The 23,167-nt window shown below is 67.2% G+C and carries 20 protein-coding genes; 8 read left to right on the top strand and 12 right to left on the bottom strand.

Going from position 1 to position 23,167, the window contains the following annotated elements; genetic code table 11:
* Positions 1-9: 9 nt before the first annotated feature.
* The 7 genes from ACWEPL_RS41470 to ACWEPL_RS41440 form a co-directional block, all read right to left on the bottom strand.
* Complete coding sequence (locus tag ACWEPL_RS41470) at positions 10-1,512, bottom strand: trypsin-like serine peptidase (RefSeq protein WP_452439433.1); 1,503 nt, start codon at positions 1,510-1,512, stop codon at positions 10-12.
* A gap of 174 nt (positions 1,513-1,686) precedes the next feature.
* Positions 1,687-3,201 (bottom strand): trypsin-like serine peptidase, encoded by a 1,515-nt coding sequence (locus ACWEPL_RS41465; RefSeq protein WP_452439432.1) that lies wholly within the window; start codon positions 3,199-3,201, stop codon positions 1,687-1,689.
* A 435-nt stretch (positions 3,202-3,636) separates the two neighbouring features.
* A complete protein-coding gene (locus ACWEPL_RS41460) occupies positions 3,637-5,145 on the bottom strand; it encodes a trypsin-like serine peptidase (protein ID WP_452439431.1) in 1,509 nt (502 codons plus the stop codon).
* 572 nt (positions 5,146-5,717) lie between these two features.
* A complete protein-coding gene (locus tag ACWEPL_RS41455) occupies positions 5,718-6,119 on the bottom strand; it encodes a transposase (protein WP_452439430.1) in 402 nt (133 codons plus the stop codon).
* Positions 6,120-6,251: 132 nt separating this feature from the next.
* Positions 6,252-7,418: a trypsin-like serine peptidase gene (locus ACWEPL_RS41450; protein WP_452439429.1), complete on the bottom strand. Its 1,167-nt coding sequence runs from the start codon at positions 7,416-7,418 to the stop codon at positions 6,252-6,254.
* A 197-nt stretch (positions 7,419-7,615) separates the two neighbouring features.
* Complete coding sequence (locus ACWEPL_RS41445; protein ID WP_452439428.1) at positions 7,616-8,737, bottom strand: hypothetical protein; 1,122 nt, start codon at positions 8,735-8,737, stop codon at positions 7,616-7,618.
* Between the two features lie 280 nt (positions 8,738-9,017).
* Positions 9,018-10,139, bottom strand: a complete 1,122-nt coding sequence (locus ACWEPL_RS41440; protein ID WP_363976591.1) for a trypsin-like serine peptidase — start codon at positions 10,137-10,139, stop codon at positions 9,018-9,020.
* A 283-nt stretch (positions 10,140-10,422) separates the two neighbouring features.
* Here ACWEPL_RS41440 and ACWEPL_RS41435 point away from each other — a divergent pair, with 283 nt between their 5' ends.
* The 6 genes from ACWEPL_RS41435 to ACWEPL_RS41410 all read left to right on the top strand — a co-directional run bounded on the left by ACWEPL_RS41435 (position 10,423) and on the right by ACWEPL_RS41410 (position 15,442).
* On the top strand, positions 10,423-11,859 hold the full coding sequence (locus ACWEPL_RS41435) for an acetyl-CoA synthetase (protein ID WP_452439427.1): 1,437 nt from the start codon (positions 10,423-10,425) through the stop codon (positions 11,857-11,859).
* A 96-nt stretch (positions 11,860-11,955) separates the two neighbouring features.
* The gene (locus tag ACWEPL_RS41430; protein WP_363976585.1) at positions 11,956-12,210 is read left to right on the top strand and encodes a hypothetical protein; all 255 of its coding nucleotides are present in this window, start codon (positions 11,956-11,958) and stop codon (positions 12,208-12,210) included.
* Entirely contained in the window at positions 12,197-12,616 is a 420-nt protein-coding gene (locus ACWEPL_RS41425) for a type II toxin-antitoxin system VapC family toxin (protein WP_363976582.1), read from the top strand. The genes ACWEPL_RS41430 and ACWEPL_RS41425 overlap by 14 nt, the downstream gene beginning before the upstream one ends.
* 46 nt (positions 12,617-12,662) lie before the next feature.
* Positions 12,663-13,541: a hypothetical protein gene (locus ACWEPL_RS41420; protein WP_452439426.1), complete on the top strand. Its 879-nt coding sequence runs from the start codon at positions 12,663-12,665 to the stop codon at positions 13,539-13,541.
* A gap of 9 nt (positions 13,542-13,550) precedes the next feature.
* Entirely contained in the window at positions 13,551-14,507 is a 957-nt protein-coding gene (locus tag ACWEPL_RS41415; RefSeq protein ID WP_350729328.1) for a zinc-binding dehydrogenase, read from the top strand.
* Between the two features lie 74 nt (positions 14,508-14,581).
* Positions 14,582-15,442 carry an oxygenase MpaB family protein gene (locus tag ACWEPL_RS41410; protein ID WP_452439425.1) on the top strand — a complete coding sequence of 287 codons (861 nt, stop codon included), beginning with the start codon at positions 14,582-14,584 and terminating at the stop codon, positions 15,440-15,442.
* 7 nt (positions 15,443-15,449) lie between these two features.
* Here the strand turns inward: ACWEPL_RS41410 and ACWEPL_RS41405 are convergent, their stop codons facing one another.
* The 5 genes from ACWEPL_RS41405 to ACWEPL_RS41385 all read right to left on the bottom strand — a co-directional run bounded on the left by ACWEPL_RS41405 (position 15,450) and on the right by ACWEPL_RS41385 (position 21,981).
* The gene (locus ACWEPL_RS41405; RefSeq protein WP_452439424.1) at positions 15,450-16,190 is read right to left on the bottom strand and encodes a helix-turn-helix transcriptional regulator; all 741 of its coding nucleotides are present in this window, start codon (positions 16,188-16,190) and stop codon (positions 15,450-15,452) included.
* Entirely contained in the window at positions 16,187-17,014 is an 828-nt protein-coding gene (locus tag ACWEPL_RS41400; protein ID WP_350729333.1) for a DUF4097 family beta strand repeat-containing protein, read from the bottom strand. The genes ACWEPL_RS41405 and ACWEPL_RS41400 overlap by 4 nt, the downstream gene beginning before the upstream one ends.
* 228 nt (positions 17,015-17,242) lie before the next feature.
* The gene (locus ACWEPL_RS41395; RefSeq protein ID WP_192793777.1) at positions 17,243-17,422 is read right to left on the bottom strand and encodes a DUF6104 family protein; all 180 of its coding nucleotides are present in this window, start codon (positions 17,420-17,422) and stop codon (positions 17,243-17,245) included.
* A gap of 68 nt (positions 17,423-17,490) precedes the next feature.
* Positions 17,491-21,132, bottom strand: a complete 3,642-nt coding sequence (locus ACWEPL_RS41390; RefSeq protein WP_452439423.1) for a multifunctional oxoglutarate decarboxylase/oxoglutarate dehydrogenase thiamine pyrophosphate-binding subunit/dihydrolipoyllysine-residue succinyltransferase subunit — start codon at positions 21,130-21,132, stop codon at positions 17,491-17,493.
* A 204-nt stretch (positions 21,133-21,336) separates the two neighbouring features.
* Positions 21,337-21,981: a B3/B4 domain-containing protein gene (locus ACWEPL_RS41385; RefSeq protein ID WP_355205179.1), complete on the bottom strand. Its 645-nt coding sequence runs from the start codon at positions 21,979-21,981 to the stop codon at positions 21,337-21,339.
* Between the two features lie 74 nt (positions 21,982-22,055).
* Here ACWEPL_RS41385 and ACWEPL_RS41380 point away from each other — a divergent pair, with 74 nt between their 5' ends.
* Both ACWEPL_RS41380 and ACWEPL_RS41375 read left to right on the top strand, forming a co-directional pair.
* A complete protein-coding gene (locus ACWEPL_RS41380) occupies positions 22,056-22,622 on the top strand; it encodes a winged helix-turn-helix domain-containing protein (RefSeq protein ID WP_363976565.1) in 567 nt (188 codons plus the stop codon).
* Positions 22,619-23,095, top strand: a complete 477-nt coding sequence (locus ACWEPL_RS41375) for an MFS transporter (RefSeq protein ID WP_452439422.1) — start codon at positions 22,619-22,621, stop codon at positions 23,093-23,095. Before ACWEPL_RS41380 ends, ACWEPL_RS41375 begins: the two co-directional genes overlap by 4 nt.
* Positions 23,096-23,167 lie beyond the last annotated feature (72 nt).

Here is a 23,167-nt window from a genome sequence, read left to right as displayed (position 1 = left end):
TGCTGTCGTCTACTGGAGAAGCTCGCCGTTCGGGCCGACGATCTTCTTGGTCTCCGCGTAGTTGGCCTTGTTGTACACGTCGGCCACCTCACCGTCGAAGATCGCCGAGCTGATGTAGTCGACCCGGCCGTTGCCGTCGTTGTCGTGGAACAGGCTGGTCACGCCGTTGACGTAGCCGGTGCGCTTGTTGTTGTCGTACTTCATGAGCCAGGGGCCGCCGTCGGCGCCGGCGGTCATGGAGCACTTGAGCAACTGGTGCGTCTCGACCTTGAACGTGTTGACCTGGTAGCTCTTGGTGGCGGTCTTGCCGGAGCACCACTTCGGCGTCACGCCGGTGAACGGGCGGTCGCCGTCGGGGTGCGGGGCCGAGGGGTAGCCGAAGACGGTCACCGGCTGGCCGAGGGGCTGGTTCCAGGCCACACCCTGCCCACCGACGACGTCACCGAGCCGGCCCATGTCCTTGGCGATGCCAACAGTGAAGACCGTCTTGTAGAACAGGGTCTTCGAGGCTTCCTTGACCCAGTACCCGAGGAAGTAGTGGGTGATCGTGTAGTTGCCGGCAGCGTCGATCTTCTTGTAGCCGGGACCCTTGTACGCGTTGTACTCCGACTGGGTCACCTGGTCGATGACACCCTTGGCCGGTTCCTTGGCGCCGTTGCCGTCGCCGGCCGGAGCCTTGTCGTACTCCTCCTTGGAGACTTCCTTGAACGCGCGCTTCTTGCCACCCGTGTAGTCGGGGCCGACCACGTCGGTGATCGTGGAGAGCTTTGCCCAGCAGTCGGGCGTCTCGCCACCATGCAGGGCAACGCACTTGAGGTACTCGGCCGGGGTGATCTCGGCGTCCTTGGCCCATTTGTCACCGAGCCACTTGTCGTAGTCGGCCTTGGACACCTGCTTCTCGCCCGCAAGCGCGAAGCCGTTGTGCACCGCCACGAACGCGAAGTCGCCGTCGTAGTCGTCGTAGGTGTCCAGGTCGTACGCTGTGAAGGCGTAGGCGCCCGCGTAGACCCCGAAGGGGGCCTTGCCCTGGTAGTAGCCGGGCACGAAGATCCACTTGTCGTAGACGTCGTCCTTGCCGTTCGCGAAGACGCAGTGGCCCGCGGTGGCGACCAGGTTGCGGTTCCTGGACTGGATGGACGTGGCCGAGCACCAGCGGTACTGGCCGGACTTGTCGAGGAAGAACACCTTGCCGATGGTCTTGGGCAGGTTGATGTTCTTGGACAGCGTCGCCTTGGGGGCGGTGGTCGGTCCGGTCATGCCCGGCTTGCCGTCAGGGGCGCCGTTGCTGCCCGTCGACACCAGCTTGGAGACGTTCTTGGCGTCCAGGTTGTACTGGGTGGCCTTGCGCAGGGCGGCTCCGTTGGAGTCGAGCCAGAAGAAGGCGTCGCCGTACGCGTCGGCCGGCTTGGGCGCGAGATTGTCGGTGGCCCAGCTCGGTGCGGCGGTGGCTGGGACGGCGAGCGCGGCGGCACTCAGGCAGGCGGCGGCTAGGGGGATGAGCAGGCGCTTCAAGGGAGGCTCCACAGTTGTCAAAAAGGGTGTAAAGACACTATCGACCCTTTAGTCACCCTGGTAAGGGTGGTTGCCAGATTTCTCAGCAAAAAGGCCGAAGGGCCCGGCAGGATGCCGAGCCCTTCGGTATTGCTAGAGAACGACGAACAAGTCTTCGTTCCGATCCGCAGCGAACTACGGGATGAGCTTGCCGCTCCACGCAGCCGCAGCGGCCTTGTAGACGACGTTGGTCTCACCGTCGAAGTACGGCGACGTGATCGTGTCGTACCGGTTGTTGCCGTCGGTGTCAGCGATGAGGCTGGTGACACCGTTGACGTAGCCGAGACGCTTGGCGTTGCTGTACTTGTACAGCCACGGGCCGCCGTCGTAGCCACCGGTCACGGTGCCCTTCAGACCGACCTGCTCCTCGACCTTGTACTTCGGCACCACGACGTAGTTGGTGGCAGTCTTGCCGTAGATCCACTTCGGCGTGACACCGGTGAAGGGCTTGTTGCCGTCGGGGTGAGCGCCCTGCGGGTAACCGAAGGTCCGCACGTACTTGCCACGCGGCTGGTTCCACGCGAAGCCCTGGCCGCCAACGTTGTCGCCGAGGCGACCAACGCTCTTGACCTCGTGGACGACGATGTAGAACTCGGTCCGGAAGTACTTGACCTCGGTCGTCTTCTTCACCCAGTACTTGAGGTAGTAGTGGGTGATGGTGTAGTTGCCCTTAGCGTCCTTGATCTTGTAACCAGGGCCGCTGTAGGCGTTGTACTGCGACTCGGTCACGTTCTCGACGGTGGTGGCGTTGATGGCCTTGCCGCCGTTGACCTGGCCCGAGGGGGCAGCGTCGTACTGCTCCTTGGAGACTTCCTTCAGAACCTTGACGCCGCCGGCGTAGTCCGGGCCGACAACGTCACCGAACTCGGTGGTCTTGGCCCAGCAGTCCGGCGTCTCGCCGCCGTTCAGGTCCTTGCACTTCTGGTAGTCGGCCGCAGAGATCTCGATGTCCTTGCCGAACTTCTCACCCTGGTAGGCGTCGTACTCGGCCTTCTTGACCTGCTTCGGCTTGTTGAGCGTGCCGCCGATGCCGTCGTAGACGGTAACGAAGGCGTAGTCGCGGTCGAGGTCCTCGTACACGTCGAAGTCGTAGTGGGTGAAGGCCTGCTTACCCACGTAGACGCCCCAAGGAGCCTTGCCCTGGTAGTAACCGGGGACGAAGACCCAGCGGGACACGACCTCGTCGTTCGCAGCCAGGTCGTACACGCAGTGACCGGCCGTGGCGACCAGGTTGCGGTACTGCGACTGGATCGAGGTACCGGAGCACCAGTACAGCTTGCCGTCGCGGCCCTCGAAGAAAACCTTACCGATGGTCTTCGGCAGGTTCACGTTCTGAACCTTGACGGTGGCCTTCTTCTCCTCGCCGATGGGGGCGGTCGACCCAGGCTTGGTGTCGTTCGTATACCCACCCTTGGAGGAGATCTTCGAGACCTCGAGAGCGTCGGGCGTGAACGCCACGGCGCCCCTCAGGGCCGCGTTGTTGGACTTGGTCCAGAAGTCCAGGGTCTCGGCCGCCTGGGCCGCCGTCTTGGCGAGCGGGTCGCTAGCGACGGTGTTGTCGGCCTGAGCCTGGGCGGTGCCAGCCAGACCAGCAGCCAGCAGACCAGTGGCCAGAATGGCGCCACCGGCCGGGAGGAGGATGCGCTTCATGGAAACTCCTTGCGCTGTCGTGGAACGCCTCTTGCGTCCCATGCGTCAGTAAAGGGATAGCCAGGAACATACAGTGTGGATCTTGCTCGCGGGTAGCCGCTTTGACAGGAAAAGAGGCGACAAGACGGGCGTGACCGTTCTGTGATGTTTAAACGGCTGATGCGCAGGAGTCGAGGAAAGCTCGCTTCGGGACCGTTTGCCCTGATCAACATAAGGGAGTTGTCAGAGCGGTTCGCGGGGTCCGAGTGTCCCTTCGATCGCGGTCGAAGAGTCGATGTGATGCAGATCACATTGGATTGATGGCACCGTATGGGCGCCCCATGCGTCCAACGGCCCTTCACTTTTGGCGGGAACGCAGAAGGGCCCGGCAGGATGCCGGGCCCTTCGGAGGAAACGGTTATACGAACGGTCTAAGACCGGTCGCTGTCCGTCACCTTAGACAATCTTGCCGGACCACGCGACCGCAGCGGCCTTGTAGACCACGTTGGTCTCACCGTCGAAGTACGGCGAGGAGATGTAGTCCACGCGACCGTTGCCGTCCTGGTCGTTGAAGGTGCTCACGACACCGTTCAGGTAACCGAGACGCTTGGAGTTGCTGTACTTGTACAGCCACGGACCACCGTCGGCGCCCTCGGTGAAGGCGCACTTGAGGGCCACGTGCTCCTCGATCTTCTTGGCAGCCGAACCGACCAGCTTCTTCGTGGTGTTGCCGTAGCACCACTTCGGAGTCACGCCGGTGTAGTTCTTGTTGCCGTCGGGGTGCGGAGCGGCCGGGTAGCCGAACACGCGGACGGGCTTGCCGGTGGGCTGGTTCCAGGCGAAGCCCTGGCCGCCGACGTTGTCACCGAGACGGCCGGCGTCCTTGACGTAGCCATCGACGATGAAGAACGTCGTCCTGTAGTACTTGACCTCAGTGGTCCGCTTCACCCAGTACTTGAGGAAGGTGTGGGTGATGGTGAAGTTACCCTTGTCATCGATCTTCTTGTAGCCAGGCCCGTTGTAGCCCTTGTACTGCGACTCGGTGACGTTCTCGGTGACGGTCGCCTGCTCCGCCTTGGCGCCGTTCTTCTTGCCGGTGGGCGCGGCGTCGTACTGCTCCTTGGAGACTTCCTTCAGAACCTTGATCGCGCCCGCGTAGTCGGGGCCGACCAGGTCGTCGAAGTCGGTCGCCTTGGCCCAGCAGTCCGGCGTCTCGCCGCCGTTGAGGTCCTTGCACTTCTGGTACTCGGCCTGGGTGATCTGCTCGTCCTTGGCGTCCTTGACGCCCTGGAACTTGTCCCACTCGGCCTTGGTGACCTTCTTGGGCGTACCGTTGCCGAGCTGGACACCGTTGTACACGGTGACGAACGCGTAGTCGCGGTCCCAGTCCTCGTACACGTCGAAGTCGTAGTGGGTGAAGGCCTGCTTACCCACGTAGATGCCCCAAGGGGACTTGCCCTGGTAGTAACCGGGGACGAAGACCCACTTGGACATGACGTCCGAGTTGGTGGCCGTGTCGTACACGCAGTGACCGGCCGTGGCGACCAGGTTGCGGTACTGGGACTGGATCGAAGTGGCGGAGCACCACTTCTTCTCGCCCTTGCTGTTGACGAAGAACACCTTGCCGATGGTCTTCGGCATGTTGACGTTCTGGACCTTGACGGTCGTCTTCTTTTCCTGGCCGATCGGAGCCGTCGAGCCGGGCTTGGTGTCGGCGCTGTAGCCGCCCTTGCTCTGCAGCTTGGCGATGTCGCCCTTGTCCCAGACGTTGGACTCCTTGGCGGCCCGGAGGGCAGCACCGTTGTTGTCAGCCCAGAACTCGGCAATGGCCTTGGCGTTCGCCGCACTCGCCGCCATCGGGTCACTGGCGACGTCGCTGGCGGCCTGGGCGGTGCCGGCCAGGCCGGCAGCCAGAAGGCCGGTAGCCATGATGGCGCCACCGGCGGGGATGAGGATGCGCTTCAAGGGAACTGCTCCTTGCTCTGTCGTGGGTCGCAACATGCGTCCCATGCGTCAGTAAAGGGATAGCAAGGAACATAGCGTGGTGATCTCCGCAGGTGGAACCCGGTTTGGGCGATCCGGTAGGCGCTCCTACCGCCGTTACCGTGCTGTTATCTGTCAGAGATCTTCGCGCGCGGTGATTGGATAGTTACGTTTTCGCTGGGTATGGACGGGTTGTGGCAGATGGGACCCGTGTGCCGTTAGCTGTTCGCCACATAACGTAGCCGACGAAACGTGACTCAGATCACAGGAACCGGATTGGCGCCTAATCCGTCTAACTCGCTCCAATCCTCACAGGTGATCTTCAGGTTCGGGTTATAGGGGCCAAAAAGAAGCCGTCCTCGCCGGGAGGAGGGGCGGCGAGGACGGCTGTGGAGCGCCAGGCGTGGGGTCGTAGGGGAGACACCCCCGCGCCTGGCCTATGTGGACTGGGGCGCCCTTGAGCGCCTCAGTGTGCGTGATGGCGGGCGAGGAGTTGGAGGGGTGCTCCTCGGCCGTCGGAGGAAGGGCGAACGGGTCGGTTCGCCAGGTGTGGCTTAGATGTCCCTCTGGCGGACGACTGCCGCCAGGTGGGTGCGCAGGCTCAGCAGCACCGGATCGCGGGCGAGGGCTTCGTGTCGCGGGTGGTGGGCCGGCACGGGGCGTTGTGGCGGTGCGGCGCCGTCATCGGTGGTCGTGTCGTCCTGGGCGGTCTCGATCGCTCTCAGCAGTCGTCGCCAGGTGCCGTCGGCCGTCCAGTGGCGGTGGTGCCGGTAGATGGTCACCCAGCAGCCGAACCGCCCGGGCAGATGACGCCATCGCAGACCGGTCCTGGCTTGGTAGAGCGCCCCGTTGATCATCATCCGGTGCTCGTCCCACCGGTCTCCAAGCGTGTCGCCGGGGGGTAGCAGCGATGCCAGCCGTGCCCATTCGGCGTTCGTCAGATCGCCACGATGCATGTGCCCATCGTGACAAGGTAAACACTCTGTGTCAGCAGATCCAAAAAAGATCTTCGTCTTCGGAAGTGCCCCGACAAAAGATGAGGCGAGGGCCTCGGAATACCGAGACCCTCGGCTATCCCCTGGAAGGGCTTACTTGTACAGCTCGCCGTTCGGGCCGACGATCTTGCCCGACCACACGTTCTTGGCCGCGTTGTAGACCGCGGCCGTCTCGCCGTCGAAGTAGGGCGAGGTGATGTAGTCGACGCGGTCGTTACCGTCCTGGTCGGCGAAGGTGCTCGTCACACCGTTCACGTAACCGAGGCGCTTGCCGTTGCTGTAGTTCTGGAGCCAGGGGCCGCCGTCGTAACCGGGGGTCACGGCGCACTTGAGGCCGATGTGCTCCTCGATCTTGAGCCAGGAGGCGCCGACCGCCTTGGCGGTGGTCGTGCCGTAGCAGTTCTTCGGCGTGACGCCGCTGTACGGCTTGTTGCCGTCCGGGTGCGGAGCGGCCGGGTAGCCGAAGGCACGGACCGGCTTGCCGGTGGGCTGGTTCCAGGAGAAGCCCTGGCCGCCGACGTTGTCGCCGAGGCGACCGGCGTCCTTGGACAGCAGGATGTAGTAGCGGCCGCCCCACGCGCGCTTCGGGCCGGTGAAGCTCTGGTAGTCCTTGCGGTCCACCTGCTTCACGCCGTTGAACTGGATGCCGTTGTAGACGGTGACGAACGCGTAGTCGCGGTCCCAGTCCTCGTACGTGTCGAAGTCATAGTGGGTGAAGGCCTGCTTGCCCACGTAGATGCCCCACGGGGTCTTGCCCTGGTAGTAGCCGGGGACGAAGACCCAGTTGTCGAGGAGCGCCTTGTTGCTGTCCGTGTCGTAGACGCAGTGGCCGGCCGTGGAGACCAGGTTGCGGTAGTTCGACTGGATGGAGGTGGCCGAGCACCAGCGGAACTTGCCGGAGCCGTCGACGAAGAAGACCTTGCCGATGGTCTTGGGGATGTTCACGTTCTGGGCCTTGGCGCCGCTCGACTTCGTCTCACCGGTCGGAGCCGTGGTGCCGGGCTTGCCGTCGGGGGTGTAGCCGCCCTTGGAGACGACCTTCCGAACGTCGTTCGCGTCCCAGGTGTACTGGGTCGCCTGCCGGAGCGCGGCTCCGTTCGAGGCGAGCCAGAAGGAGGCGACGGAGGCGGCCTCGGCGGTGTTGTTGGCCATCGGGTCGTGGGAGACGTCGCCCTCGGCCTGGGCCGTACCGGTCAGACCTACGGCGAGCAGGCCGGTCGCGAGGACGGCACCGCCGGCGGGCAGCAGGATTCGCTTCAAGGTAACTCCAGGTTGCGCTGACATGAGGCGCCTGGTGCACCTCCATAACTCAGCAAACGGACAGCCCGGAACTTACCGGTTTGACAATGCTCATGTGAATTTCGGGTAGATCATGTCAGCGCTCCAACAGGGCATCGTGACCTTGCTGAGACAAAGGATGCGCTGATCACCAGCAGTGACCGGACGGTTGCAGTGATTTAGGTCACATTTGACGGAGTGGTCTGCGCGGCGGCGCGTCGGTAGACCGCTCCGGCGGTGGTGTCGAAGTACGGGGACGACACCGCGTCGTACCAGCCCTTCGCGTCTCTGTTCCAGGTCAGGCTGTTGACGCCGTTGAGGTAGCCGGTCCAGCGATCCTTGTTGAAGCCGATCAGCCATGGGCCGCCGCTCGCGCCCGGGCTGAAGTCGCAGTTGAGCAGCTGCACGCCCTTCTGCAGGTCGAGGCTGACGGCGGAGGTCCAGCGGGTGGGGCCTTCCTTGCACATCTCCAGGCGCTTGCCGTCGAACGGGCGGGTGCCGTCGGGCTGCGCGCCCGCCGGGTAGCCGAACGCGGCCACCGTGTACGTGGTCGGCTTCTTGTTCAGCTCGATGCCCTGGCCGCCCACGTTGTCCTGGAGCCGGCCCACGTCCCTCATGACGTAGCGGCCGTCCTTGGCCTCCCACCTGAAGCCGCGGTGCACGGTCACGAACGCGTAGTCGAAGTCGTAGTCGCCCTTGCCCGACCAGTCCTCGTGCATGCTGATCGAGGAGCCCACGTAGATGCCGTCAGGCGTCTCGCCGTTGGGCCCGGGGTTGGGGACGAAGATCCAGTAGTCGGCAGCCTTGGCCTGTCGTGGGTCGTAAGCGCAGTGCCCGGCCGTCGCGGCGACGCTGCGGTTTCCGGCGGCGACCGCACTGGCGGAGCACCAGTACTCCTTCTCCCCGAACCGGAAGAAGACCTTGCCCATGGTCCTGGCGACCGAGCCCTTGCGCGGCAGCACCGGCGACACGGCCTGCGCGGCGACGGCCCGCGTGACGGTGGTCGCGGCCTGCGTGGCGGGGTTGGAGGCCTGCGCGGAGGTCGACGGCGCCGGGGTGGCGGCCTGGGTGCCGGGCGTCGCGGGGCTGTAGCTGTCGGCCTGCTTGAGCTGGTCGGGTGTCCAGTAGTCGGCGACCCGCTTGACGTCCACCGCGGTCTTGGCCAGCGAGACGGCGAAGACCCTGCTGTCGAGCGCGGCGTTGCTGTCGAGCGCGGCGTTCGCGGTCCCCGTGAAGGCAGGCGCCATCAGCAGCGCGCTGCTGAGCGCAGCCGCCACCAAGTGCCTGGCCCGGGGGATCATGAATTAACCTTTCTTGGGGTCGTAAGGGTGGATTTTTCCAGATGTACTGGTGGTATTGCAGCCAGGATAGAGATTCGTTACCTGATCAAGAGTGCTCTGTGCACTATAAGGACATCGTCAGACAGATCTCTAAATGATCATTGGTAAGAGGTGTTTCCGCAGGTCGGAGTGGGTGTAGGCGCTTGTTGAATTCCACTCATTCCGCGCCCGTTCCAGTGATGTACGCCTCAGTGGAAGACCCCGGTTCCCAGGGGAACCGGGGCCTCGGAAGCCACCTCGATCAGCGGAAGTTGCCGGTCCAGCGGTTGGCCGCGGCCTTGTAGACCTTGTACGTGTCGGTGTTGAAGTACGGGGACGAGATGTAGTCGTAGCGGTCGTTGGCGTCGGTGTCCCACGCGACGCTGTTGACGCCGACCAGGTAGCCGGTGCGCGACGCGCTCTTGTAGTTGTAGATGAACGGCCCGCCGCTCGCGCCGGCGGTGAAGGAGCACTTGAAGCCGATGTGCTCCTGCAGGTTGTACTTCCTGGCCTCGGGCATCGGCCGGGTCTTGCCGAAGCAGTACTTCATCGTGCGGCCGGTGTACGGCTTGTCGCCGTCGGGGTGCTCGCCCGCCGGGTACCCGAACGAGAACACGTCCAGCTTCGTGCTCCTGTTCCAGGTGAAGCCCTGGCCGCCGACGTTGTCACCGAGGCGGCCGACGTTCTTGACCGTCCACTGCCAGCGGTTGCCGACCTTCTCCCAGTTGACCTTGATGCCGTTGTAGACGTTGACGAACGCGTAGTCGAAGTCGTAGTCCTCCTTCACCACGAAGTCGTCGTGCGCGTTGAACGTCTTGGCGGCGTAAATGCCGTAGGGCGCCTTGCCCTCCCAGACATTGTTGCCGTCCCAGTACGACGGAATGAAGATCCAGTTGTCGTAGAAGGTGTTCTTGCTGGTGTCGTAGACGCAGTGGGCCGAGGTCGCCACGAGGTTGCGGTATTTGCCTTGGACCGAGCTGGCCGAGCAGTACCGCCAGCTTCTCGGGTCGCGCGGGTCGGCCTTGGGCAGCGTGAAGAACACGCGGCCGACCGTGTTGGGCAGATTGACGTGCTTGCTCTTCTTGGCCTTCGTCTTCTCCTCGCCGATCGGCGGGACGGATCCCGGAGGGCCGTCAGGTGCGTCGTTGCTGCCCTTGACGCCCTTGGAGGTCAGGTCGAGGCCGGCGTCGTAGTCGGTGGCCAGCTTGACGCGGTCGGGGGTCCAGAACTGGACCGCCTGCTCGGCGGGGGTGGCGGAGTTCTGGGACACGACGTCGGAGGGTGCTTGGGCGTTGGCCGGGGTGCCGCCGACCATGCCCGCGGCCAGCCCGACGGCCATCAGGCCGGCGAGCGGGAACGCGATGCGCCTTGCTCGGGAAAACATGGAGCTCCTTTCGGCTTTCGGCGGCCCAGAGCGGGGTACTGCGCCCCGGTGGGCCAGGAAAACGATCGGAACGCTAATGAATGGCGCAAGGGGATGGCCATGAAACGACGCGAAAAAGCATGGCCCGGTTCCATTCCGTTATAGAAATAGCGAAACCGCATGTATTCATGATTGGCATCCCCGCAGGTCACGCCGCCCGTTTTTTGTCTCGCGCAACAGCGGTAACAGGCATTATCAAATGCCACTCCTTATCAACCGAATCTTGTTCTGGTTAGATGGATTCATGGATCCTCGCACCCCCTGTCTCATCGGCATCGCACAACGCACCATTCGCGAGCAGCCCGGCCCGGAACCGCTCGATCTGTGGGAGGAGACGGCGCGCGCGGCCGCCGAGGACGCCCGGCTCCCCGTCGAGCGGCTGGACTCGATCCAGATCGTCCACACGGACTCGTGGCAGTACGACTCGCCGGTCGGCCGCCTCGCCGAGCGTCTCGGGGCGACGCCGCGGCACCGTGCGTACTCCAAGGTCAGCGGTACGGCCCCGCAGCTGCTCATCGGCGAGGCGGCGGCCAGGATCGCGGCGGGTGACCTGGACTCCGCGCTGGTCACGGGAGCCGAGGCGCTGGCGACGCGCCGGGCGTACCGGCGGGCGGGCGAGCACGTCCCGTGGAGCCACCCCGCCGTGCCCAAGCCCCCGTACGGGTGGGAGCGCCCGCCTCACCCGTACGCGCTGGCCCACGGGCTCTTCATGCCGGTGCACACCTACGCGATCATGGAGACGGCGCGGCGGGCGGCGTCCGGGCTCACGATCGCGGAGGAGATGCGCGACAGGGGCCGGCTGATGGCGCCCATGACCGAGGTGGCCGCTGCGAACCCGCACGCCTGGCGCCGGACCGTCCGCACCCCCGACGAGCTCGCGACGGGCGACCGCTTCGTCGGCTGGCCCTACACCAGGGACACGGTGGCCGTGCTGGAGGTGGACCAGGCGGCGGCCGTCATCCTGGCCAGCTCGCGGCTGGCCGACCGGCTCGGGGTGCCGGCGGAGGGGCGGGTCTACCTGCGCGGGTGGGCGTACGGGGAGGACACCTGGGAGGTGGCCGCGCGGCCCGAACTCGGGTCTTCCCGGGCCATCGCGCACGTGGCGGAGGCCGCTTTCCGGCGGTCCGGGCTCGGGCTCGGCGACATGCACGCGCTCGACCTGTACAGCTGTTTCGCGGTGGCGCTGCGGCAGGCGTGCGACGCGATCGGGCTCGATCCCCTGGATCGGCGCGGGCTCACGGTCACCGGCGGGCTGCCGTACGCGGGCGGGCCGGCCAGCGACTACGTCCTGCACTCCACGGCGACCATGGCGGGGCTGCTGCGGGCCCAGTCCGGGCACGGGCTGGTGAGCGGGGTGGGGATGCATCTGACCAAGCACACGTATGCGGTGTGGTCCAGCGAGCCGGGAGGGCGGCTGGGGAGCGCCGCGCCGGTGTTCGTGGCCGAGGAGGTGCCTCTGGTGGGGGTCTGTGCGGGGGAGGGGGTGGTTGCGGGGTACACGGTGGCGCACGGGCGCGACGGTGCCGCCGAGCGGGGGGTGCTGGTGGTGGAGGTGCCGGGCGGGCGGGCCTATGCGGTGGTGGAGGAGGCCGGGCTGCTGGCGGACGCGGAGTCGCGGGAGCTGGTGGGGCAGGTGGTGCGGGTGTCCTCTGACGGGAAGGTCAACGTGGCGGCGTGGTGACTCAAAGTTGATGCAAAGACCGTGACCGTGCGACTACTGTCTGGAGTTGACATTTTGATGTCAGCGGCGGACGCTGGAGTCATGCGGAGGACAACGGTGCGCATCGACGAGACGCTCCTCAACGAGGCGAAGGCGTACGCGGCACGTAACGGACGCAGTCTCAACTCAGTGATGGAGGATGCCTTGAGGCAACTGCTCAACCGCTCCGCGGAGCTGGCAGAACGGCCGCGCATCGAGCTACCCGTCTCCGGATCCGCGGCAGGGCCGAAGCTGACCTGGGCCGAGATCAAGGAGATTCTCGAGCAGGAGGACATCGAGCGCGTTATGAGGACCTGCCATGCGGATGCTTGACACGAACGTCCTCGTCAACGCGCAGCGGCGTGACATGGAGCACCACGAGCAGTGCCATGTCGTGCTCACCGAGATGCTGCATGGCGACGAGGCCTATGCAGTGAGCGACTTCGCACTCAATGGCTTCATCCGCGTGGCGACGCGTATCCCGCGCCCCACCTCGTTCGAGGCCGCGCGGACGTTTGCCGAGATCGTCCGCCACCAGCCTCATGCGGTGGTGGTGCACGCCGGCCCGAGACACTGGGAGATCTTCGTCAAGCTGTGCGAGCAAACCGGCGCCGTGGGCAAGCTCATCCCCGACGCCTATCTCGCCGCACTCGCCATCGAGCACGGTTGTGAATTTGTGACCTGCGACAAGGATTTCGCCAGGTTCCAGGGCTTGCGCTGGCGGTCGCCGCTCAACTGAACTGGATGAAAGGGCGCAAGCCCGCACTACTCGGCTAGGAACCGTCGTGGTTGACCGGTTCGATGTCATCGAGGTAGGCGAGCGTGGTCGCCGCCGGTGGGTCGGGCTGGTGGTGGTGCTCGCGCTCCTCCTGATCCCTGTCGTCAGCCTGCTCATCAGCCGGGATCCCGAGCCTGCGCCGCCGGCAGGGCCGACCTCCGAGCCCATCAGGTCCCTCACCAAGATAGACAGCGCCCCTAACGCCCTCACCGTCCGGCCCGCGGCCAAGGGCGGTGAGGAGGTCATGGAGGTGGTGTTCCCGCACGGGGTGCGGGCCGAGGTGCGATACCCGGCCGAGCTCGGTCTTGCCGCCATGGGGTCGCGGCCCTACCAGGGGGTCTGGATCGACGGGCAGTATCGGCAGTTGTCCGCCCCGTACAACGGTGAGTTCGAGGTGACCGCGGGTGGCCAGGCGATCAGGAACTACGCGCCCAACGTCACCCTCTGGCCCCGCCGGGCGGGCAGCGGTTACTACGGGCAGGTGCTGCTGTTCACGTTCGGGCGGTGGCGGCTGGCGATGTACGACCGGGGGCAGGGGTTGACGTTCGACCAGCGGGTGGCCCTCGCGCGGGGGCTGAAGGGCAGGGAGACGAAGGACGGCTACCTCGTGCTGTCGGCCAGGTCGCCCGTGCGGCTGGCCAGGCCGGGGGAGACGGCGCAGGGGCAGCCGCTGGGGCCGCAGCTGTGGTTCGGCGGCGGCGCGGGGGAGATGGTCGTGCTGGCGCCCACGCCCGGCTGCAAGAAGAAGGCCGGGATGCCGAGTGTGATCGTGGGGCGCGGGCGGCCGGCCGGCTCGGTGTGCAGGGGCGATGTGCTGGTCGCGGTCACGGGGCCACAGTCGTTCAGGAAGCGGGCCTTGGAAGGGATTCGGATCACGCTGAAGTAGGGTGCGGCCATGTTCGCCGTAACCGCCACACAGACCGACCCCGACAACCCACTCGCCGGGCTGACGCTCGGCGAGCGTCCGGAGCCGAAGGTCCCGGACGGATGGACAACCGTCTCCGTGCGCGCGGCCGCACTCAACCATCACGACCTGTGGACGCTCAAAGGCGTCGGCATCAGGCAGGACCGGCTGCCGATCGTGCTCGGCTGCGACGCCGCCGGCGTGGACGAGGACGGCAACGAGGTCATCGTGCACTCCGTGATCGGCACGGGCGCCGACGAGACGCTCGATCCCAAGCGCACGCTGCTGTCCGAGGTGCACGACGGCACGTTCGCCGAGCGGGTGGCCGTGCCGCGGCGCAACCTCGTGCCCAAGCCGGCCGGGCTCGGCTTCGAGCACGCCGCCTGCCTGCCCACGGCCTGGCTGACCGCGTACCGGATGCTGTTCGACAAGGCCGGGCTCGAGCCCGGCTCCACCGTGCTGGTGCAGGGCGCGGGCGGCGGCGTCGCCACCGCGCTGATCGCGCTCGGCCGGGCCGGCGGCTACCGGGTGTGGGCCACCAGCCGCTCCGAGGAGAAGCGCGCGCGTGCCCTCGAACTCGGCGCCGACCAGGTGTTCGAGCCGGGCGCGCGGCTGCCCGAGCGGGTGGACGCGGTCATGGAGACCGTCGGTCAGGCCACCTGGGACCATTCGCTCAAGTCGCTCAAGCCGGGCGGGCGCATCGTCGTCAGCGGCGCCACCAGCGGCGCGGTCCCGCCCGCCGACCTGAACCGGGTCTTCTTCCTGCAGCTGTCCGTCGTCGGCTCCACGATGGGCACGCGGGAACAGCTCGGCCGGCTGGCGGTCTTCCTGGAGCAGACCGGGGTACGGCCCGTCGTCGACAGGGTGCTGCCGCTGGCGGAGGCGCGGGACGGGTTCGCGGCCATGGCCGAAGGGGACATCTTCGGAAAGATCGTCTTCACCGTCTGAATAAGTAAAGGGTTACTTCCCGGCTTTCCGGGTGATACAAGCATGAGTGGGCTTGTCTCACCCGGGAGGCCGTGATGATGGAGGTTCAGCCCTTCGGTCCCGGTTCGATGCACTGGGACACCACCGGCGAATACCGCAATCTGCTCGTCGCCGGGAGCGCGCTGGTCATGCAGACGATGCACCCGGCCGTGGGTGCGGCCGTCGCCGAGCACTCCACGTACAAGGACGACCCGTGGGGGCGGCTCACCCGCACGCTCGTCTCGATCCAGAAATGGGTGTACGGCGGCGCGGACGGCCCGGCCGAGGGCGCGCGGCTCAGGAGGCTGCACCGGCAGATCAGCGGGGTGGACGAGCTCGGCAGGCCCTACCACGCGCTGAACGGGGAGGCGTGGGCGTGGGTGCACCTGTCGCTGTTCGAGCGCTTCGTCGCGCTCAACCGCTATTTCGGCACCCCGTTCACCGTCGAGCAGGAGCGGCGGCTCTACGCCGAGTCGCGGCAGCTCGGCGCGATCCTGCGGGTGCCGGAGCGGGAGATGCCCGCGGACCTGGAGGCGTTCTGGCGGTACTTCGACGCGATGGTGGCCGACCGGCTGGAGGCGCACCCGACGGCGCTCGACGTGCTGTCGGTCCTGCGCGGCACGCCGGCGCCGCCCGGGCTGCCGAGACCGTTGCGGCGGCTGTGGACGCCTGTGGGAGTGGGATCGGGGGAGTTCAACTACTTCGTGACGGTCGGTACGTTGCCGCCCGCCATCCGGCGGAAGCTGGGGCTGCCGTGGACGGCGCGGGAGGAGCGGCGGCTGCGGCACCTCGGGCACGCGGTGGCCGTGCTGACGCCGCGCCTGCCCGAACGCCTGAGGTACATGCCCATCGCCTACCACGCCCGCAAGGCCGCCCGCGGCCCGCGCCGCCCGGAACGGCACCTCCGCTCGGCATGAACGGAGGTCAGCCTTCGAGGATGTCGCGGACGCGGCGGCGGGTCTCGTCGAGCGCCGTACGCAGCTCCGCCAGCTTCTCCGGCGTCAGCCGGGCCTCGGACGCCTCCTGCCGGGCCTCGGCGATGAAGTCGGCCAGCAGCTCGCCCAGCTCCGCGTCGAGGTCGGCGCGGCTCATCGGCGAGCCGCCCAGCGTGGCCCAGACCTCGGACCAGATCCTGCGCCACTCCCCGCTGAGCCGCTCGCCCTCGTCCTGCCAGTGGGTGGCGTGCTCCATCCACTGCCGCTTCTGCTGCTCCTTGAGCCGCCTGAAGTCCGCCTTCTGCTGCTCCTTGAGCCGCCGGGTGTCGTCCCGGGCCCCCGTGCGAACGTCCTTGGCCATCCGCGTGAGCTCGTCGCGCAACGACTTGACCGTGTCGCGGACGTCCTCCTTGACCTCGCGGGCGATGTCGCGCACGGAGGCGGAGATCTCCTGCTCCAGGTCGTCGAGCTCGTCGAGCCGGGCGTTCAGCTCCTCGCGGCCCTTGTCGGTGATCGAGAACACCTTCTTGCCCTCGACCACCTCGTGCGTCACCAGGCCCTCCTCCTCCAGGCGGGCCAGGCGCGGGTAGATCGTGCCGGGAGAGGGCGAGTAGACGCCGAGGAAGCGGTCCTGGAGCAGCCTGATGACCTCGTAGCCGTGACGCGGGCTCTCTTCCAGCAACTTGAGCAGGTACAGCCGGAGCCGGCCGTGACCGAAGACAGGGCTCATTCCTTCTCCCCCTTGAGCAGCGCGACCTCGCCGGAGACCGTGATCGCCGACAGCGACGCCATGCCGCCGCCCAGCCTGCCCGACATCGACTTCGTGCCGGGGCCGTTCGAGTTGAACAGTTCGTGGAACGTGCTGACCAGCCTGCCGGAGGTGGATCTCACGTTGACGTCCGCCTCCACGTTTTCCGGCAGCCTGACAAGGATGTCACCGGAAACGCTGTTGAGCGTCACATGGCCGGTCGGCCGAAGCGCCAGATCCGCCGTGATGCGGCCGGAGACGGTGTTCGCCTTGAGGCGGCGCGGGGTGCCGTCGGCCACGGTCAGGTCGCCCGAGACGCTCTTGAACGCCAGGTCGCCGTCCATCGCCCGGCTCTCCACGGGGCCGGAGACGGTCGTCGCGTTCACGTCGCCGCTGACGCCGTCGAGCACGATCTCCGCGGACACGCTCCTGACCTGCGTCATCCTCTCGAACCCGGCCACCACGGCGGGCGCGGAGACCACTCCGGCGTTGACGGTGCAGTGCTTGGGAACGGTGATCGTCAGGACCGTCCTGCGCCGGTCGCGCCGGAGCCAGCCGAGGAGGCCGTCCCAGGTGAGGTCCTTGTAGGTGATGGAGAGCTCCTTGGCGTCCTCGTCGTACGTGACCAGCAGCGGGGATGCCGACTCGATCTCGGACACCTCGACTGTGGGCGGGCCGTCGCTGGCCAGCACGGCCAGGCGGCCGGCGACGATGCGCACGTCGAGCGCTTCCACTTGGCCGAACGTCAGCTGTTCTGGGCCCTCGATCGTCCACTGCTGCATGTTCCCCCGCCCTTCTGGCGACATGTTCTCCCTACGTAACACGATATGTCGCGTTCTTGGGAAACTCAAGATGTATCGCGTTGGCGCGTCGAGGTGCCGTCCCTTGGGGGAGGGGGCGGGCTGGAGGGCCGCCGTGCAGGACCCTTGGGGCGGGCTGGGGGGCGAGGGCCCCATCGTGCAGGACGCTTGCGGGTGGCGGCGCCGGGGCCCCCTCGCCGCCGTGGCGGGGAAGGGGGCCGCGGTGGGGTGGGGTCAGTCGTCCTCGTCGTCGTCGAGCCGTGCCAGCCAGGTGGCCAGCCGCTCGATCGGGATCTCGAACTCCGGGTTGAGGTCGACGAACTCGCGCAGCCGCTCGCCGAGCCAGAGCAGGCTGACCTCCTCCTCGCCCCGCCGCTCGACCAGTTCCTCGATCCCCCGATCGGTGAAGTACATCTTTCTCAAGTCCTCCTGAAACGGCAGTGAGCCCCCAGCCGGGGCCGGGGGCTCACTCTGGTGTTGGATCAGCCGAACAGCTCGTGGAGGATCTCCTCGAGCTCGGTGTCGTGCGAGTTGTGCGAGCCCGTCGCCGGCGAGCTGTTGGGGCGGCGCGAGACGCGGCGCAGCGGGCGGCCACCCAGCGTCTCCGGGTCCTCGGCCAGCTTGAGCGCCAGGTACGGCCACGGCCCCATGTTGACCGGCTCGTCCTGCGCCCAGATCAGCTCCGCCTGCGACCCGTAGCGGGACAGCTCGGCGGCCAGCTCCTCACCCGGGAACGGGTAGAGGCGCTCGAGCCGGACGATCGCGACGTCGTTGCGGCCCTTCTTGTCGCGCTCCGCCGCCAGGTCGTAGTAGAGCTTGCCGGACGTGAGCACGACCCGGGTGACCTTGGCCGCGTCCACGGTCGTGTCGCCCAGGACCGGCTGGAAGGTGCCCGTGGTGAAGTCGGACGCCTTGGACGTGGCCGCCTTGTGGCGCAGCAGCGACTTCGGCGTGAAGACCACCATCGGCTTGTGCCGCTGCGACTCCACCTGCCAGCGCAGGAGGTGGAAGTAGTTGGCCGGGGTCGAGGGCTGCGCGACCGTCATGTTGTCGAGCGCGCAGACCTGCAGGAACCGCTCGATGCGGGCCGAGGAGTGGTCGGGGCCCTGGCCCTCGAAGCCGTGCGGCAGCAGCAGCACGACGGAGGACTTCTGGCCCCACTTCTGCTCGCCCGACGAGATGAACTCGTCGATGATCGTCTGGGCGCCGTTGACGAAGTCGCCGAACTGCGCCTCCCAGGCGACCAGGGCGTCCGGGCGGACGACGCTGTAGCCGTACTCGAAGCCGAGCGCCGCGAACTCGCTCAGCAGCGAGTCGTAGATGTAGAACTTCGTGGTGCCCTGGTTGAAGGTCTTGAGCGGCGTGTGGTCGGCGCCGGTCATCCGGTCCACCAGGACGGCGTGGCGCTGCGTGAACGTGCCGCGGCGCGAGTCCTGGCCGACCAGGCGCACCGGGTGGCCGTCGATCAGCAGCGAGCCGTAGGCGAGCGTCTCGCCCATCGCCCAGTCGATCGTGTCCGTCTCGACCATCTGGCCGCGGCGCTGCAGCACCGGCGCCAGGCGCGGGTGCGGCGTGAAGCCCTCGGGCAGGTTGAGCTGGGTGTCGACGATGCGCTTGAGCGTCTCGTCGCTGATCGCGGTGTCCGTGTCGGCGTGCGACCACTTGACGACCTCGGTCGGCGGCACCCGCATCGCGGCGGCCTCGGCCGGCTTCTTCGCCGCCTCGCGGGTCTCGGTGAACGCCTGCTCCAGCTTGGCCTGGTAGTCGCGCAGCGCCTGCTCGGCCTCCTCGACCGTGATGTCGCCCCGGCCGATCAGCGCCTCGGTGTAGAGCTTGCGGGTCGAGCGCTTGGCGTCGATCAGGTCGTACATCAGCGGCTGGGTGAAGGCCGGGTTGTCGCCCTCGTTGTGGCCGCGGCGGCGGTAGCAGATGAGGTCGATGACGACGTCCTTGCGGAACGCCTGGCGGTATTCGTAGGCCAGCTGGCCCACGCGCACCACGGCCTCGGGGTCGTCGCCGTTGACGTGGAAGATCGGGGCCTGGATCATCCGGGCCACGTCGGTCGCGTAGACCGAGGACCGGGACGAGGCGGGCGAGGTGGTGAAGCCCACCTGGTTGTTGACCACCACGTGCACGGTGCCGCCGGTGCGGTAGCCGCGCAGCTGCGACAGGTTGAGCGTCTCCGCCACGACGCCCTGGCCGGCGAAGGCCGCGTCGCCGTGGATGAGCACGGGCAGGACGGTGAAGCCCTCCTCGCCGCGCTCCAGGAGGTCCTGCTTGGCGCGGACGACACCCTCGAGCACCGGGTCGACCGCCTCCAGGTGGGAGGGGTTGGCGACCACGGAGGAGGTGATGGTCTTGCCGCCCGGCGAGGTGAACGTGCCCGTCGCGCCGAGGTGGTACTTCACGTCGCCGGAGCCGTGCGCCGTGCGCGGGTCGATGTTGCCCTCGAACTCGCCGAAGATCTGCGCGTACGACTTGCCCACGATGTTGGCCAGCACGTTGAGGCGGCCGCGGTGGGCCATGCCGATGACGACCTCGTCGAGGCCCTCGTCGGCGGCGTCGCTGATCACCGAGTCGAGCAGCGGGATCAGGGACTCGCCGCCCTCCAGGGAGAAGCGCTTCTGGCCGACGAACTTCGTCTGCAGGAACGTCTCGAACGCCTCGGCGGTGTTGAGCCGGGACAGGATGTTGAGCTGCTCGTCACGCTCGGGCGACTTGTGCGGCTTCTCCACCCGCGCCTGGATCCAGGCCCGCTCCTCGGGGTTCTGGATGTGCATGTACTCGATGCCGACCGTGCGGCAGTAGGAGTCGCGCAGCACGCCGAGGATCTCGCGGAGCTTCATCAGCGCGCGGCCGCCGAAACCGCCCGTGGCGAACTCGCGCTCCAGGTCCCACAGCGTCAGCCCGTGGGACTGGATGTCCAGGTCGGGGTGCTTGCGCTGCTTGTACTCCAGCGGGTCGGTCTCGGCCATCAGGTGGCCGCGCACGCGGTAGGCGTGGATCAGCTCGATCACGCGGGCGGACTTCGACACGTCGTCGTCGTGGGAGGCCGAGACGTCCTGGACCCAGCGGACCGGCTCGTACGGGATCCGCAGCGCCTCGAAGATCTCGTCGTAGAAGCCGTCCTCGCCCAGCAGCAGCCGGTGGATCTGGCGCAGGAAGTCGCCCGACTGGGCGCCCTGGATGATCCGGTGGTCATAGGTGCTGGTCAGCGTCATGACCTTGGAGACGGCCAGGCGCGAGAGCGTGTCGGGCGAGGCGCCCTGGTATTCGGCCGGGTATTCCATCGCGCCGACGCCGATGATGGTGCCCTGGCCGGGCATCAGGCGCGGCACGGAGTGGACGGTGCCGATCGTGCCGGGGTTGGTCAGCGAGATCGTGGTGCCGGCGAAGTCGTCGACGCCCAGCTTGCCCGCGCGGGCCTTGCGGACGACGTCCTCGTACGCCATCCAGAACTGGCGGAAGTCCATCTCCTCGGCGCCCTTGATCGAGGGCACGAGGAGCTGGCGCTCGCCGTTGCTCTTCTGGACGTCGATCGCCAGGCCGAAGCCCACGTGCTCGGGCTTGATCAGCGTCGGCTTGCCGTCGACCTCCGTGTAGGAGTAGTTCATCTCCGGCATGGCCCTCAGGGCCTTGACGATCGCGAAGCCGATCAGGTGGGTGAAGGAGATCTTCCCGCCGCGACCCCGCTTGAGGTGATTGTTGATCACAATGCGGTTGTCGATCAGCAGCTTGGCCGGGATCGCGCGCACGCTGGTGGCCGTCGGGACCGTCAGAGACAGGTCCATGTTGGCGGCCGTGCGGGCAGCGGCGCCGCGCAGCTTGACCTCCTCGGCGCCCTTGGGCACCGGGGTGGCCGGCTGCTTCGGCTTCTCGGCAGCCGGTGGTGCCTTCGGCGGCGCCTGGGGGGGAGCGGGAGCGGTCACGGTGCCGTTCGCCACCTCCCTGACCGGCGCTGCCCGGCCCGTTCCGGAATCAGGGTTGTAGTCAGCGAAGAAGTTCCACCATGCCTTGTCGACAGACTCGGGATCTTGGAGGTACTTCTGGTACAGCTCGTCGACAAGCCACTCGTTCTGACCAAAGCTTGCCAGCGGGTTTGTCCGCGACGACTCTGACGACACGGCGGAAATCGCCCTCTTCCGCAGATCGGCGTTGATGTTAGAGAACCTGTCCAAGGCTACTCGCCCGGACCGGCAGCGCGCGCCGAAGAGCCCGTGCCGCCTCGAACGATCCTCTCAGGACAGTGCAAAGAGGTCACGTCCCCCTAGTCAATCCGGGTGGTGCCGCAATTATTACTCTTTGGTATCAACACTACGACGGGAGGTTTATTTCCCGCCGGACACCAATCTGCTAGCAATCCGTACCTCTGGTGACAACTCGGACAGCAGGTCGGCCAGCTCCTCGCCCGCCTCCTTGAGCTCCTCCAGGGACATCGGCTCGAGGCGCTCGAGGAGGAAGATCGCGTTGGTGGTCTCCTCGGTGAGCCGGGTGCGCGCGACCTGACGCCAGTTCCACCTGCGGCAGGTGACGCCGACGTCGTCGCGCCAGATCACCTCGCCCGGCTCGGGCGTGCCGAGCGCCTCCTCGGACGCCTCGTCGCCGGTCGCCCGCAGCAGCCGGGCCGGGCCTGCGTAGTGGTCGAGGTCCTCGCCGCCGATCGGCAGCGCGTGCTTCACGCTGATCGAGTTGTACGCGTCCACCGCCTGGTTGATCTCCGGCAGCGGCATCCTGCGGGTCAGGGCGTCGACCGAGGGCCTGGTCCGCTGTGGTTTGGCGCCGAACGCCCGATAGGCGTCCTTCCAGGCGTCGATCTTGTCCGTCTGCACCTCGTACTCGGAGGCCGCCGCCAGCCAGGCCCGGGACCGGTCGTCCGTGGGCCCGTTACGCAGGCCGTGCGCGGTCATGACCAGCACCGCGAAGTCGGGGCGCAGCGCGAAGACGGAGTCGTCCACCCAGATGTCGTCAAGCATCCCCACAGTCTAGAAGTGACCGAGACCGCAAAAATCTCTTTGCAAAATTAGCTTTGCGGTTTACGGTGGAACGCATGGAGGAGCAGTACAGGATCAGTGACCCGCGGGTGCTCAAAGCGGTCTCCCACCCGCTGCGCGTGCGCCTGCTCGGCCTGCTGCGCTTGGACGGCCCCGCGACGGCGAGCGAGCTGGGGCGCAAGGCGGGCGAGAGCTCGGGTTCCACCAGCTACCACCTCCGGGAGCTGTTCAAGTACGGCTTCATCGAGGAGGACGACGACCGGCGCGACGGGCGCGAGCGACGCTGGCGGGCCCGCCACCGCTACACCTCGTGGGACGCCGGCGAGCTGTCCGACACGGCCGAGGGCCGCGAGGCGGTCCGGATCATGCACCTGCGGCAGGCCGAGTTCGTCGGGCGGGTGATGGAGGAGTTCGACCTCGACGGCTGGTCGCGCGACTGGGGCGACGCGGCGGGGATGAGCGACCACATCGTCTCGCTGCCGCCCGCCGGGGTGCGCGAGTTCAACGACAGGGCCGAGGAGCTGCTGCGCGACCTCGCCGCCAAATACGCCGGCGATCCCGAGGCCAGGCAGGTCCACGCCTGGCACGGCGCCGTACCGCGATCGCAGGAGGAGGAGTCGTGACCGCACGCTCGGCCTTACGCCGCTACATGCTCGTCAGCTTCCTGACCTGGCTGCCCCTGGGCCTGATGGCGGCCACCATGGTGCTCCTCATGACCGCGCGGGGGCTCGGCCTGGCGGAGGTGGGCCTGGCGGTGACGGTGTTCTCGGTCGTCACCGCCACCCTGGAGCTGCCGACCGGCGGCCTGGCCGACGTCCTCGGGCGGCGCGTGGTCCTGGCCGTCTCCGCCGCGTTCACCGTGGCCGCGCTCGCGCTGCTCGCCGTCTCCACCACGTTCTGGATGTTCCTGATCAGCGGCGTGCTCAAGGGCGTGGCCAGGGCGCTGTCCAGCGGCCCGGCCACCTCCTGGTACGTCGACACGCTCCACGGGATCGAGGGCCGCGACGCCGACCTCAAACCGGGGCTGGCCAGGGGCGGCGCGATGGAGTCCGGGGCGCTGTGCGTGGGCGTGCTGGCGGGCCCATCGGGAGGATGACATGTCGGTCTTGCAGAGCTTCGTTGACAGCGTGCGCAGCGGGGCGATCGAGGTGATCGACCTCACGGCGCC

It is taken from the genome of Nonomuraea sp. NPDC004186, from assembly GCF_053603495.1.
Note: the sequence above shows the minus strand (reverse complement) of the source record. Positions and strands in the feature narration are given on the sequence as shown.

Excerpts from the sequence above, each read along its gene's own strand:
- ACWEPL_RS41405 (WP_452439424.1), bottom strand. The coding sequence starts at position 16,190 with ATGAGCCCTGTCTTCGGTCACGGCCGGCTCCGGCTGTACCTGCTCAAG.
- ACWEPL_RS41395 (WP_192793777.1), bottom strand. The coding sequence starts at position 17,422 with ATGTACTTCACCGATCGGGGGATCGAGGAACTGGTCGAGCGGCGGGGC.
- ACWEPL_RS41455 (WP_452439430.1), bottom strand. The coding sequence starts at position 6,119 with ATGCATCGTGGCGATCTGACGAACGCCGAATGGGCACGGCTGGCATCG.
- ACWEPL_RS41425 (WP_363976582.1), top strand. The coding sequence starts at position 12,197 with ATGCGGATGCTTGACACGAACGTCCTCGTCAACGCGCAGCGGCGTGAC.
- ACWEPL_RS41435 (WP_452439427.1), top strand. The coding sequence starts at position 10,423 with ATGGATCCTCGCACCCCCTGTCTCATCGGCATCGCACAACGCACCATT.
- ACWEPL_RS41445 (WP_452439428.1), bottom strand. The coding sequence starts at position 8,737 with ATGATCCCCCGGGCCAGGCACTTGGTGGCGGCTGCGCTCAGCAGCGCG.
- ACWEPL_RS41385 (WP_355205179.1), bottom strand. The coding sequence starts at position 21,981 with ATGCTTGACGACATCTGGGTGGACGACTCCGTCTTCGCGCTGCGCCCC.
- ACWEPL_RS41400 (WP_350729333.1), bottom strand. The coding sequence starts at position 17,014 with ATGTCGCCAGAAGGGCGGGGGAACATGCAGCAGTGGACGATCGAGGGC.
- ACWEPL_RS41410 (WP_452439425.1), top strand. The coding sequence starts at position 14,582 with ATGATGGAGGTTCAGCCCTTCGGTCCCGGTTCGATGCACTGGGACACC.
- ACWEPL_RS41465 (WP_452439432.1), bottom strand. The coding sequence starts at position 3,201 with ATGAAGCGCATCCTCCTCCCGGCCGGTGGCGCCATTCTGGCCACTGGT.
- ACWEPL_RS41440 (WP_363976591.1), bottom strand. The coding sequence starts at position 10,139 with ATGTTTTCCCGAGCAAGGCGCATCGCGTTCCCGCTCGCCGGCCTGATG.
- ACWEPL_RS41415 (WP_350729328.1), top strand. The coding sequence starts at position 13,551 with ATGTTCGCCGTAACCGCCACACAGACCGACCCCGACAACCCACTCGCC.
- ACWEPL_RS41380 (WP_363976565.1), top strand. The coding sequence starts at position 22,056 with ATGGAGGAGCAGTACAGGATCAGTGACCCGCGGGTGCTCAAAGCGGTC.